This window comes from Kitasatospora gansuensis (assembly GCF_014203705.1).
GTDB lineage: Bacteria > Actinomycetota > Actinomycetes > Streptomycetales > Streptomycetaceae > Kitasatospora > Kitasatospora gansuensis.
This window is the reverse complement of the sequence record NZ_JACHJR010000001.1, coordinates 3,705,764-3,718,994: the sequence shown is the minus strand read 5'-3', so window position 1 is coordinate 3,718,994 and position 13,231 is coordinate 3,705,764. Positions and strand designations below refer to the sequence as shown.

General features: G+C 71.0%; 8 protein-coding genes and 1 pseudogene. All 9 read right to left on the bottom strand.

Going from position 1 to position 13,231, the window contains the following annotated elements; all coding sequences use genetic code 11:
* Positions 1–56: 56 nt before the first annotated feature.
* Positions 57–989, bottom strand: a complete 933-nt coding sequence (locus F4556_RS16275) for a hypothetical protein (protein ID WP_184916104.1) — start codon at positions 987–989, stop codon at positions 57–59.
* A 5-nt stretch (positions 990–994) separates the two neighbouring features.
* A complete protein-coding gene (locus F4556_RS16270; RefSeq protein ID WP_184916101.1) occupies positions 995–2,215 on the bottom strand; it encodes an ATP-grasp domain-containing protein in 1,221 nt (406 codons plus the stop codon).
* Between the two features lie 52 nt (positions 2,216–2,267).
* Entirely contained in the window at positions 2,268–3,749 is a 1,482-nt protein-coding gene (locus F4556_RS16265) for an FAD/NAD(P)-binding protein (RefSeq protein ID WP_184916098.1), read from the bottom strand.
* A 185-nt stretch (positions 3,750–3,934) separates the two neighbouring features.
* Positions 3,935–4,819, bottom strand: a pseudogene (metF, locus tag F4556_RS16260) (methylenetetrahydrofolate reductase [NAD(P)H]); the annotation flags it as partial.
* 35 nt (positions 4,820–4,854) lie between these two features.
* Positions 4,855–8,382: a methionine synthase gene (gene metH, locus F4556_RS16255; protein WP_184916092.1), complete on the bottom strand. Its 3,528-nt coding sequence runs from the start codon at positions 8,380–8,382 to the stop codon at positions 4,855–4,857.
* Positions 8,379–9,362, bottom strand: a complete 984-nt coding sequence (locus tag F4556_RS16250) for a carbohydrate kinase family protein (RefSeq protein ID WP_184916089.1) — start codon at positions 9,360–9,362, stop codon at positions 8,379–8,381. Before F4556_RS16250 ends, metH begins: the two co-directional genes overlap by 4 nt.
* Positions 9,363–9,405: 43 nt before the next feature.
* Positions 9,406–10,614, bottom strand: coding sequence for a methionine adenosyltransferase (gene metK / locus F4556_RS16245; protein WP_184916086.1), 1,209 nt, complete (start codon positions 10,612–10,614; stop codon positions 9,406–9,408).
* Between the two features lie 39 nt (positions 10,615–10,653).
* A complete protein-coding gene (gene ahcY, locus F4556_RS16240; protein ID WP_184916083.1) occupies positions 10,654–12,090 on the bottom strand; it encodes an adenosylhomocysteinase in 1,437 nt (478 codons plus the stop codon).
* Between the two features lie 100 nt (positions 12,091–12,190).
* The gene (locus F4556_RS16235) at positions 12,191–13,216 is read right to left on the bottom strand and encodes an NAD(P)-binding domain-containing protein (protein ID WP_184916081.1); all 1,026 of its coding nucleotides are present in this window, start codon (positions 13,214–13,216) and stop codon (positions 12,191–12,193) included.
* Between the last annotated feature and the right edge of the window lie 15 nt (positions 13,217–13,231).

The window sequence follows — 13,231 nt, the reverse complement described above, 5'->3', positions numbered from 1 at the left end:
CAATGCTTGAGGGGGCCCGCGACTGCGGGCCCCCTCAAGCATTGGATGACGGACGGTCAGGCGGGTGCCGCCACCCGACGGGCCGGGGCGGCGGTGCGGGCCTGCCGGGCGCAGGCGGCCGCCAGCAGGACGAGCAGCCCGATCAGCGCGCAGGCCACCGGGTCGAGCGGACCGCCGAAGACGGTCTGGCTCAGGTAGGTGATCCCTGGCAGGGTGCTCAACAGGGCCATCGCCAGCAGGGGTTCGGCCCGCTGCAGCCCGACCTGGAGCAGGAAGAGCGGCAGCGCCACCGCCGCCAGCGCGGTCAGCGCCATCAGCGGCAGCGGAATCCGGTCCGCGCCGCCCGTCCCGCCCACGCCGCCCCGGGCCAGCAGCAGGGCGCCGGCCGCCAGGTAGGTGAAGTGGAAGCGGTTGGCGGTGACCCAGAGCGGGTCCGCACCGGCCGCGCCGAGCTGGCGGGAGATCCGGGCCAGCAGGGCGGCCGAGACGCCGGAGACGGCGACCAGCAGGGTGCCGCCGACCATCGGCAGCGAGAGCGCGCCGGGCTCCGGGTTCAGCCGGACGGCGATCAGCACCGAGAGCCCGAGCAGCCCGAGGGCCCCGGCCAGCCGGCCGGCGGCGGGCGCGCTCTCCCGGCGGATCAGCGCGATGCAGACCACCGCGAGCGGTCCGATGCCGGACTGGACGCTGGTGGCGAGCGCGGCGGGAACCCAGGCCAGTGCGGAGAAGAAGCCGAGGAAGGTGACGGCGGTGGCCAGGTTCATCAGCACGATCAGCTTCCGGACCGTGCCGCGCTGCTCGGCGCCGCGGTCCGGCCGGGCGCCCTGCCGGGCCCGGCGGATCAGGCACAGCGAGCCGAACAGCACGGTGGCCGCGACGAAGGCGAGGCAGGAGAACAGCAGGCTGTCGCCGAACTCCAGCCGCCCGGACAGGTAGCCGTCCGCGCAGGCCTGCAGGACCACCGAGACGACGATGAGCAGGATCGGCACGGCCGTCACCCTTCCGTCGGCTGGTCGGCCAGCCGGTAGAACCCGCCGGCGTCCTCCAGCGGGTGCAGCTCCGCCAGCGACTTCTGCAGCACTGTTCCGTCCTCGTGCACCAGGAAGGCGATGCCCGTCGCACCGGTGGTGAGGTGGCGGTCGCGGATGGGTTCGCCGATCGCGGGCAGCCGCTCCACGCTGTGGAAGCCGGGCAGCCGGCGCAGCGTCCGCAGCCCGTCGATCGACTGCACAGTACCTTCGCGGTGCGGGCGCAGGAAGACCTTGGCCACGGTCTGCGGCGGGGCGTACGGCCGGTCCAGCCGGGCGGCGAACTCGGCGGGGCGCAGGTAGCGCTCGACCACCAGGTGCTGCTGGCTGTAGCCGAAGGCGGCGTGGTACGGGTCGGGGGTCAGCGAGGGGCCCATCACCCGGGAGTTGACCTCGACCAGGCGCGGGCCGCGCGGGGTGAGCATCACCTCGGTGTGCGCGGCGCCCTCGCGGATGCCGAGCGCGTCCAGGCAGGCCAGCACGTAGTCGACCAACTCGCGCTCGTCCCGGTCGAGTTCGGGGCGGGAGACGATGTGCCGGAGGACCGGCGCGCCGTCGATGTGGTCGATCCGCTCGGCGTAGACCTCGCTGAGCAGGTGGCGGCCGGCCAGGCTGACGGTGTTCACGATGTACTGGGTCCCGGCCAGGAACTCCTGCAGCAGCACCTCGTCGTTGACCTCGCCCATCAGGTTCCGGGCGTCCGCGATGGCGTGGAAGGCCGCGACCACCTGCTCGGGGGTGTGGCAGATCCGGCAGCCGTCGCTGCCCGCGCTGTTGCGCGGCTTCACCATCACCGGGAAGCCCTCGGTCCAGTCCGCCAGCGCGGCGTCCAGCTCGGCCCCGGTGCGGACCGCGACGGTCCGGGCGGCGGGCACACCGGCCTGCTCCAGGGCCCGGACCATCAGGTGCTTGTCCCGCCGCGCGTCGATCAACTCCGGCCGGTGGTGGTCGAGTCCGAGCTCGGCCGCCAGGGTGTCGGCCAGGATGACGCCGTACTCGCTGGCCGCGATCACCGCGCTCGGGCGCAGCTCCCGCAGCACGGCGAGGGTGGTCTCCAGGTCCTGGTGGAGCATGGTGTGCGCGGAGGTGTCGGCCCGGTGGGCCGCCTGCAGGCCGGTGTCGTACAGGTGCAGGCAGGCCTGGCCCTCCTCACGGAAAGCCTTGGCGAGGGCCGCTCCGGTGGACACGGGGCTGACAAGGACGATCACGGGACTGCCTTTCGGGGTGAGTGACGGTGGGTCAGACGGGTACGGCGGCGAACTGCGCGGCAATCCTGGCGGCCTGCTTGGCGGCCGCGTTCAGGTAGTTGACGATGGCGGTGCGGTGGTGGGCAGCCGCGCCGACCACCCAGATCCGGTCCGCCTCGGGGTGCTGCGGCTCGCGCAGGCGCAGCTCGGCGGTGATCTCGGGAACGGCCGCGCCCGGTTCGGCCGGGCCGATCCGGTAGCGGCCGGGACCGGCCAGCGAGAGCTGCGGCTTCTGGAAGCCGGTGCCGCAGACCACGTGAGTGAAGTGCTCGACCCGGCCGTCCGGCCACTCGACCCGCCAGGAGGTCGGCCCCTCGGGCTCGATCGAGGTCGGGTACCCGGTGGCGACCGAGAGCCGGCCGTCCGCCAGGTGGCCGGCCAGCAGCCGGGCGTTGCGCTCCGGGATGGCGGAGATGTAGCGGGACATCACCGTCCGGTACCGGCCCAGGACGTCGGCCCGGGTGCTGGCAGGCCAGGCCGCCGTCCAGTCGTTGATGGTGTCGATCACCTCGGCCACCACGTCCTGCCAGGGCACCCGGCCGGCCGCGGCGAGCGCCAACTCCCGTTCCAGGCGCGGGGCGGGGGCGTCGGCAGGGCTGGTCTGCTCGCGCAGCGGCAGCGGCCGGTCGGCCCGGTTGACCGCCTCGACCAGCAGCCGGGCGACCTCCCGGTCGAGGTTGGCCGCGCCCGGGGCGAGCCGTTGCCAGCGGTCGGCGTCCAGCAGCGGACGTTCCGGGCGGCGCAACCGGGTGCGGACGGCGGGGAGTTCGCCGGAGGGCGAGGTCATCACGGTGCGGCGGCCGTCCCGGCACAGGACGAGCGCCGCGTCGATCGCGGAGAGCTTGGTGCCGAGCACCAGCACCTCGGCGTCCCGGGGCAGTCCGCGCAGCCGGTCGACCGGGTACGGGGCGTCCAGCAGGGCCGGGTGCCCGGCGTGCCGGCGGACCGGCTCGGGCAGCACCGGGCGGTCCAGGCCGAGGCAGAGCAGCACGTCGGTGGCGAACAGGGCGGTGGAGTCGGTCAGTTCGACGGTGTAGCCGGTTCCATCGCGCCGTACGGCGGTGGCCCGGGTGCGGCGGTGCTCGATCCGGACGCCCCGGCGCTCGGCCCGGCGGCGGCTCTCCTGGTAGCGCTCGCGGCAGTACTGCCCGACCAGGTAGCGGGGCACGAAGTCCTCCGGGTGAGCGGGCCAGCCCCGGGAGGAGAGGTAGTCGAGCAGGTCCGAGCCGTCGTCAGCGCGGAGTGAAGTGACATCGACCGAGGTGTTGCACAGCAGCAGCGGATCGCTGGTGCCGAAGGCGTGGCCGAAGCCCACCGGGTTCGGATCGACGATGGTCACCGAGTCGCCCGGGGAGAGCGTCGCAGCGAGCTGGGTGAAGGAACTGACCGCCGTGGCGCCACCGCCGACGATCACGACATCCCGGCTGGTGGTCATGGTCGGGCACGCGGGCTCCAGGTCTGGCTGAGGGTGCATCAGGCACTCATCGGGTTAAGGTCGGCCGACAATTGGGGGGTGGGTGAAGGAGCGGCGGTGGGGTGCGTGCCTCGGCGGCGCCGAGGAGGAAGTCCATGCGGAGCATCGGCGACCGACGAGAAGCCGGCGAGGTGCGTGCCCCGGCGTCGCGACGCCGCCCCCCAATTGCCGGCCGACCTATGGTCGGTGGCGGTCCGGCGGACCGCGCGGTGGATCTCCAGGGCGTCGTCCGCCCGGTTGAGGGTGATGAAGTGCAGGCCGGGCGCGCCCTCGGCGACCAGGCGGGTGCTCATCTCGACGGCGTGCGCCAGCCCGATCCGGCGGACCTCGGCCGCGTCGTCCCGGCAGCGCTCCAGCCGGTCGGCGAGCTCGGCGGGGATGGTGGCACCGCTGAGCTCGGCGAACCGGGCGAGCTGGCCGTGGTCGGTGATCGGGATGATCTCCGGGATGATCGGCGTCTCGCAGCCGGCGGCGGCGACCCGGTCGCGCAGCCGGAGGTAGTCCTCGGCCTGGAAGAACATCTGGGTGATCGCGTAGTCGGCGCCCGCCCGGCACTTGTCGACGAAGTGGCGCAGGTCGCTCTCGGGGTCGGGGGAGCGCGGGTGCCCCTCCGGGAAGGCGGCCACCCCGATCCTGAACCGCCCGGTGGCGCGGACCAGTTCGACCAGTTCGACCGCGTGCCGGAAGCCCTCCGGGTGCTTCCGCCACACCCCGCGCGGGTCGCCCGGCGGGTCGCCGCGCAGCGCCAGCACATCGGTGATCCCGGCGTCCGCGTACTGGCCGATGATGTTGCGCAGCTCGGCCCGGGAGTGCCCGACGGCGGTGAGGTGGGCGACCGGGGTGAGCGTGGTCTCGGTGGCGATCCGCTCCGCGATCCGCACCGTCTTCTCCCGCGAGGAGCCGCCGGCGCCGTACGTGATGGAGACGAACGCCGGGCCGACCGCCTCGACCCGCCGCAGGGCGTTCCAGAAGCGCCGCTCGGCGAGCTCGGTGCGGGGCGGGAAGAACTCGAAGGAGTACGTCGGCTCGCCGGCGGGTGCGCCGAGTTGCGGCGCTTCGTGGTGGGGCATCGGGGAGTTTCCTTTCTTGGATGGTCGGAGCAGGGTCAGCGCGCGTTGAAGTACTTGGCCTCGGGGTGATGGACGATCAGCGCCGAGGTGGACTGCTCGGGGTGCAGCTGGAACTCCTCGGAGAGCAGCACACCGATCCGTTCGGGCTTCAGCAGCTCCATCAGCTGGAGCTGGTCGCCCAGATCGGGGCAGGCCGGGTACCCGAAGGAGTACCTCGAACCCCGGTAGCCCTGGCGGAACACCTCGTCCAGCGAGCTGGAGTCCTCCCGGTGGACGTCCAGTTCGGTACGGACCCTGGCGTGCCAGTACTCGGCCAGTGCCTCGGTCAACTGGACGGACAGGCCGTGCAGTTCGAGGTAGTCCCGGTAGGCGTCGGCGGCGAACAGCTCGTTGGCCGCCTCGGCGATCCGGTTGCCCATGGTGACCAGCTGGAAGGCGATCACGTCCGTCTCGCCCGACTCCTCGGAGCGGAAGAAGTCGGACAGGCACAGGTGCCGGTCACGGCGCTGACGGGGGAAGGTGAACCGAGTCCGCTCGGAGCCGTGCTCGTTCAGGATGATCAGGTCGTCGCCCTTGGAGACGCACGGGAAGTAGCCGTAGACCACGGAGGCTTCGAGCATCCCCTCGGTGTGCAGGCGGTCCAGCCACATCCGCAGCCGGGGGCGGCCCTCGGTCTCCACCAGCTCCTCGTACGACGGGCCGTCGGATCCCCGGCCCGGCTTCAGGCCCCACTGGCCGAGGAAGGTCGCCCGCTCGTCCAGCAGCCCGGCGTACTCCGCGAGCGGGACGCCCTTGACGATCCGGTCGCCCCAGAACGGCGGCGTCGGGACCAGGTTGTCCGCCGCCACGTCCGACCTGGCAGGCCCGGTGTACGGGGCCGGCTCGGCCGGGCGGGCGACGGCGGCGACCCGGCGCGGCTTGAGCGGCGGGAGCGAGGCACCCGGGACGCCGCGCTTCACGGACATCAGGGCGTCCATGAGGCGGAGGCCCTCGAAGGCGTCGCGGGCGTAGCGGACTTCGCCTTCGTAGATTTCGTGGAGGTCTTGTTCGACGTAGGCGCGGGTGAGGGCGGCGCCGCCGAGGATGACGGGGAAGTCGGCGGCGAGCTGACGCTGGTTCAGCTCCTGCAGGTTCTCCTTCATGATGACGGTGGACTTGACCAGGAGGCCGGACATGCCGATGACGTCGGCGCGGTGTTCCTGGGCGGCGTCGAGGATGGCGGTGACGGGCTGCTTGATGCCGAGGTTGACCACCGTGTAGCCGTTGTTGGAGAGGATGATGTCGACGAGGTTCTTGCCGATGTCGTGGACGTCGCCCTTGACGGTGGCGAGCACGATGGTGCCCTTGCCCGAGCCCCCCTCCGATGTCTCTGTGGACTTCTCCATGTGCGGTTCGAGGTGGGCGACGGCGGTCTTCATCACCTCGGCGGACTGCAGGACGAACGGCAGCTGCATCTGGCCTGAGCCGAACAGTTCACCGACGACCTTCATCCCGGCCAGGAGTGTGCCGTTGACGATCTCGAGTGCGGGGCGCTCGGTGAGGGCCTCGTCCAGGTCGGCTTCCAGGCCCTTGCGCTCACCGTCGATGATGCGGCGCTGCAGGCGCTCCTCCAGCGGCAGAGCGGCCAGCTCCTCCGCCTTCGACGCAGCGCTGGAGGCCATGCTGACGCCCTCGAACAGCTGCAGCAGGCGCTGCAGCGGGTCGTAGCCCTCTTCGGTGTCGGTGGCCTCGCGGCGGCGGTCGTAGACCAGGTCGAGGGCGACCGTGCGCTGCTCCTCGGGGATGCGGGCGATGGGGAGGATCTTGGAGGCGTGCACGATCGCCGAATCCAGACCGGCCTCGACGCACTCGTGCAGGAACACGGAGTTGATGACCTGACGGGCCGCCGGGCTCAGCCCGAACGAGATGTTGGAAAGACCGAGCGTGGTCTGCACGTCGGGGTGACGCCGCTTGAGCTCGCGGATCGCTTCGATCGTCTCGATGCCGTCCCGCCTCGACTCCTCCTGACCCGTGCCCAGGGTGAAGGCCAGGCAGTCCACCAGGATCGAACCCTCGTCGACGCCGTACTCGCCGGTGAGCTGGCCGATCAGGCGCTCGGCGATCGCCACCTTCGCGTCCGCCGTGCGGGCCTGGCCCTCCTCGTCGATGGTCAGCGCGATCAGCCCCGCACCGTGCTCACGCGCCAGGGACGCGATCCGCCCGAACCGGGTCTCCGGACCGTCCCCGTCCTCGTAGTTCACCGAGTTCAGCACCGCGCGGCCGCCGAGGGCCTCCAGGCCGGCGCGCAGGACGTCCGGTTCGGTGGAGTCCAGGACGATCGGCAGGGTGGAGGCGGTGGCCAGGCGGCCGGCGATCTCCTTCATGTCGGCGACACCGTCACGGCCGACGTAGTCGACGCACAGGTCCAGCAGGTGCGAGCCGTCACGGATCTGGTCGCGGGCGATCTCCACACACGCCTGCCAGTCACCGGCCAGCATCGAGTCGCGGAACTTCTTCGACCCGTTGGCGTTGGTCCGCTCGCCGATCGCCAGGTACGAGGTGTCCTGACGGAACGGCACCGGCTGATACAGCGAGGCGGCCGCCGGCTCGGGTCGCGGGTCGCGGGCGGCGACCGGGCGGCCCTGGACCTTCTCGACCACGGCGCGCAGGTGCTCGGGGGTGGTGCCGCAGCAGCCGCCGACCAGCGACAGGCCGTACTCGCGGGTGAAGGTGTCATGCGCCTCGGCCAGCTCCGCCGGGCTGAGCGGGTAGTGCGCGCCGTCCTTGCCCAGCACCGGCAGGCCCGCGTTCGGCATGCACGAGAGGCCGATCTTCGCGTTCTTCGCCAGGTAGCGCAGGTGCTCGCTCATCTCGGCGGGGCCGGTGGCGCAGTTCAGCCCGATGTAGTCCACACCGAGTGGCTCCAGCGCGGTCAGCGCCGCGCCGATCTCCGAGCCCAGCAGCATCGTGCCGGTGGTCTCCACCGTCACCTGCACCAGCACCGGCAGATCCAGCCCCGCCTGGGCCAGCGCCCGCTTCGAGCCCAGGATCGCCGCCTTCGTCTGCAGCAGATCCTGACTCGTCTCCACCAGCAGCGCATCCGCACCACCCGCGATCAGACCCGCCGCGTTGCGCTGGAACCCGTCCCGCAGCAACTCGTACGGGGCATGCCCCAACGTCGGCAGCTTCGTCCCAGGACCGATCGACCCCAGCACCCACCGCATCCGCCCATCCCCGGCGGTGAACGCGTCCGCCGCCTCCCGCGCCACCCGCGCACCCGCCTCGGACAGCTCGAACACCCGCTCCGGGATGTCGTACTCCGCCAGCGCCGCGTGGTTCGCACCGAAGGTGTTCGTCTCCACACAGTCCACACCCACACCGAAGTACGCGTCGTGCACCGAGCGCACGATGTCGGGGCGGGTCAGGTTCAGGACCTCGTTGCAGCCCTCAAGCTGCTGGAAATCCTCCATCGAAGGATCCTGCGCCTGCAGCATGGTGCCCATCGCACCATCGGCCACCACCACCCGAGTGGCAAGCGCTTCACGCAACGCATCCGCACGCGCCTGGTGCTGAGTGGTGGTCATACCGCTGCCGCCAGGTGCGGGGCGAGCAGCGTGACGGCCTGCTCGCCGTAGGCGGCCTCGATACGGGCGGCCAGTTGGCCGGGGAGCACCCGGTAGTCCTGGGTGCCGACGGTCTCCAGGACGACGGTGGCGAGGGCGCAGCCGAGCTGCGCGGCCGGCTGCAGCGGGAGGCCCCAGCTGACGGCGGCCAGGAAGCCGGCCCGGAAGGCGTCGCCGACGCCGGTCGGGTCGGCGGAGCGCTCGGCGGGGACGGCGGCCACCTCGATCGGGTTGGCGCCGGTCCGCTCGATCCGTACGCCGCGCGAGCCGAGGGTGGTGATCCAGACACCGACCCGGCCGAGCACCTGCTCTGCCGTCCAGCCGGTGCGCTCGGCCAGCAGCGCGGACTCGTACTCGTTGGTGAACAAGTAGCGGGCGCCGTCCACCAGTTGACGGACCTGCTCGCCGTCCAGCCGGGCGAGCTGCTGGGAGGGATCGGCGGCGAAGGGGACGGCCAGCGCGACCGCCTCCTCGGTGTGACGGAGCATCGCCTCGGGGGAGTTGGGGGAGACCACGACCAGGTCGAGGCCGCCGGTCCGGTTGGCGATCCGGGCGAGTTCGATGCGGTCGGCCTCGGCCATCGCGCCGGCGTAGAACGAGGCGATCTGGTTCTGGTCGAGGTCGGTGGTGCACATGAACCGGGCGGTCTGCCGGGTCTCCGAGACGTGCACCGAGTCGGTGTCCACGCCGTGCTCCTCCAGCCAGTGCCGGTACTCGGCGAAGTCGTTGCCGACCGCGCCTGCCAGTACCGGCCGGAGGCCGAGGCCGCCGAGTCCGAAGGCGATGTTGGCGGCCACCCCGCCCCGCCGCACCTCCAACTGGTCGACCAGGAAGGAGAGTGACACCGTGTCGAGACGGTCGGCGAGCAACTGGTCGGTGAACCGGCCGGGGAACTGCATCAGGTGGTCGGTGGCGATCGAACCCGTGACTGCGATGCGCACGGTGGTTTTCTCCTAACGGGTGCGGGGTGGGCGGGGGACGTGGTCAGACGCCGACGGCGGCGCGCAGCTTCTCGACGCGGTCGGTGCGCTCCCAGGTGAAGTCGGCGTCCTCCCGGCCGAAGTGGCCGTACGCGGCGGTCTTCGCGTAGATCGGCCGCAGCAGGTCCAGGTCACGGATGATCGCGGCCGGACGCAGGTCGAAGACCTCCGACACGGCGGCCTGGATCTTCAGGACCGGCACCGTCTCGGTGCCGAAGGTCTCGACGAACAGACCCACCGGCTCGGCCTTGCCGATCGCGTACGCGACCTGGACCTCGGCCCGCGAGGCCAGACCCGCGGCGACGATGTTCTTCGCCACCCAGCGCATCGCGTACGCGGCCGAGCGGTCCACCTTGGACGGGTCCTTGCCCGAGAACGCGCCACCACCGTGACGGGCCATGCCGCCGTACGTGTCGATGATGATCTTGCGGCCGGTCAGACCCGCGTCACCCATCGGGCCGCCGATCTCGAAACGACCGGTCGGGTTCACCAGCAGCCGGTACCCCTCGGTCACCAGCTTGATGCCGTCGTCCGCGAGGCGCTTCAGCTCCGGCTCCACCACGAACTCACGGATGTCCGGCGTCAGCAGCGACTCCAGGTCGATGTCACTCGCGTGCTGCGAGGACACCACCACCGTGTCGAGACGGACGGCCTTGTCACCGTCGTACTCGATGGTGACCTGGGTCTTGCCGTCGGGACGCAGGTACGGGATCTGCCCGTTCTTGCGCACCTCCGACAGCCGCTTGGACAGCCGGTGCGCCAGCGTGATCGGCAGCGGCATCAGCTCCGGCGTCTCATCGCTCGCGTAGCCGAACATCAGGCCCTGGTCGCCCGCGCCCTGCTTGTCCAGGTCGTCCTCATCGCCCTCGACCCGGGCCTCGTGCGAAGTGTCGACACCCTGCGCGATGTCCGGCGACTGCGCACCGATGGACACCGAGACGCCGCACGAGGCGCCGTCGAAGCCCTTCTTCGACGAGTCGTAGCCGATCTCCAGGATCTTGTCCCGGACGAGCTGCGCGATCGGCGCGTACGCCTTGGTGGTGACCTCACCGGCGATGTGCACCTGACCGGTGGTGATCAGCGTCTCCACGGCGACCCGAGACTTCGGGTCCTCCCGCAGAAGGGCGTCCAGGATGGTGTCGCTGATCTGGTCAGCGATCTTGTCGGGGTGTCCCTCGGTGACGGACTCCGAGGTGAAGAGACGGCGGGACATGACTCAGCTCCAGTGCTCGAAAGGGAAGTTGACGGATCGTCAGTAGCGGTACTGCTCGGCCTTGTACGGGCCCTCGACCGGGACGCCGATGTAGTCGGCCTGCTCCTGGCTCAGGACGGTGAGCTTGACGCCCAGGGCGTCCAGGTGGAGGCGGGCCACCTTCTCGTCCAGGTGCTTGGGCAGCACGTAGACGCCGACCGGGTACTCCTCGGTCTTGGTGAACAGCTCGATCTGCGCGATCGTCTGGTTCGCGAAGGAGTTCGACATCACGAACGACGGGTGACCGGTCGCGTTGCCGAGGTTCAGCAGACGGCCCTCGGACAGCATGATGATCGTGTGGCCGTCGGCGAAGCGCCACTCGTGGACCTGCGGCTTGACCTCGGTCCGCACGATGCCCGGCAGCTTCGACAGACCGGCGATGTCGATCTCGTTGTCGAAGTGGCCGATGTTGCCGACGATCGCCTGGTGCTTCATCTGCTCCATGTGCTTGGCAAGGATGATGTCCTTGTTGCCCGTGGTGGTGATGAAGATGTCCGCGATGGAGACGACCTCCTCCAGGGTGGTCACCTGGTAGCCGTCCATCGCCGCCTGCAGCGCGCAGATCGGGTCGATCTCGGTGATGATCACGCGGGCGCCCTGGCCGCGCAGCGACTCCGCCGAGCCCTTGCCCACGTCGCCGTAGCCGCAGACCACCGCGACCTTGCCGCCGATCAGCACGTCGGTGGCCCGGTTGATGCCGTCGATCAGCGAGTGCCGGCAGCCGTACTTGTTGTCGAACTTCGACTTCGTCACCGCGTCGTTGACATTGATCGCCGGGAACAGCAGCTGACCGTCACGGTGCATCTCGTACAGACGGTGGACACCCGTCGTGGTCTCCTCCGTCACACCCTTGATCGAGGCGGCGATCTCCGACCAGGGGAGCGTGGAGCGGCCCAGCAACTCCAGGACGAGCGCGTACTCCTCGTTGTCGGCCGTCGACGGGTCCGGCACCTGGCCGGCCTTCTCGAACTCAACACCCTTGTGGATCAGGAGCGTCGCGTCGCCGCCGTCGTCCAGGATCATGTTCGGGGTCTGACCGTTCGGCCAGGTCAGCGCCTGCTCGGTGCACCACCAGTACTCCTCCAGCGTCTCGCCCTTCCAGGCGTACACCGGGACACCGGACGGGTTCTCGGGGGTGCCCTCCGGGCCGACCGCGATGGCGGCGGCCGCGTGGTCCTGGGTGGAGAAGATGTTGCACGAGACCCAGCGGACCTCGGCACCCAGCGCCACCAGGGTCTCGATCAGGACGGCGGTCTGCACGGTCATGTGCAGCGAACCGGTGATCCGCGCACCGGCCAGCGGCTTGGTGGCCGAGAACTCCTTGCGGATCGACATCAGACCGGGCATCTCGTGCTCGGCGAGCTGGATCTCCTTGCGACCGAAGGCGGCAAGCGAGAGGTCGGCGACCTTGAAGTCGTCGAAGGCGGGGCGCGACATGGGCAGGCTCCAAGCAGGGGTGAAAGGGCAGGAGGGATCGACGGAACGGCCCAACGGGGCGTGGGCGATCCGGAGTTGACGGGGGGTGTGCTCGGCGTGATCAGTGCTGCGGGGCGAGGCCGGCGAAGTCCTCGACCGTCAGGACGCCGGGGAGGTCCCGGGCGCGGGCCAGCACGAGGGTCCCGAGCGCGATGTCGAGCGAGCCGAGGCCGAAGGGCGCGTAGACCGCCGTCCGTCCCGGCGTGCGCTTCCACTCGCCGGTGAGCAGGTCGCCGACCGGGCGGACGTCCTCCCGGGCGACCACACCGGCCTCCACGGCGAGGGCCAGCGAGGTCTTCTCCCGCAGCGAGTGCGAGACCTCGTCCACCACGTGCTCGGCGCCGGCGAGCGCCTCCGGGGTCAGGTCGCGGAGCGACATGTGCAGGACGATCGCGTCGGGGGCGAGGCCGTCGAGCCGGTCGAGGTGCGGGGTGACTGCGGTGGTGGCCAGCAGGACCAGGTCGGCGTCCCGCAGGGCGTCGGCGGCGGAGTCGGCCACGGTGACCCGCAGGCCCTGGTGACCGTCCGTCAGCTCCTGGACGAACTCCGCGGCCCGCTCGGCCGAGAGGTCGAAGACGGCCACCTGGTCCAGGCTCCAGCCGTCCGCCAGGAAGGTCTGCACCGTGGTGGCGGAGATGTAGCCGGTGCCGAGCACCGCGAACTTCGTTGCCCGGCGGGCGCCTTCGGTCAGGGCGTCGGCGCCGACCAGGGCGGAGAGGGCGGTCCGGAAACCGCTGATCCTGGCCCCTTCGAGCAGGGCCACCGGGAATCCGGTGGTGGTGTCGTTGAGCACGATGGCCGCCGAGGCGCGGGGCAGGCCGAGCTTGAGGTTCTCCGGGAAGCTGGAGATCCACTTGATGCCCATCGCGGGCACCGGCTCCGGCACGTACGCCGGGAGGGCGATCACCCGCTCGCGCGCCTCGGGGTCGGGGCGCAGGAAGGAACTGTCGGGGTTGACCAGCCGGCCCTGGGCGCTCTGGACGTAGACCTCCTCGACCAGGCGCTTGGCCTCGGCGTGCGCGCTACGGAGGACCTCGTCGACCAGTCGGCCGGGTACCACGGCCAGGTCGGGTGGGGTGCTGCTCACGGAATCTCATCTCCT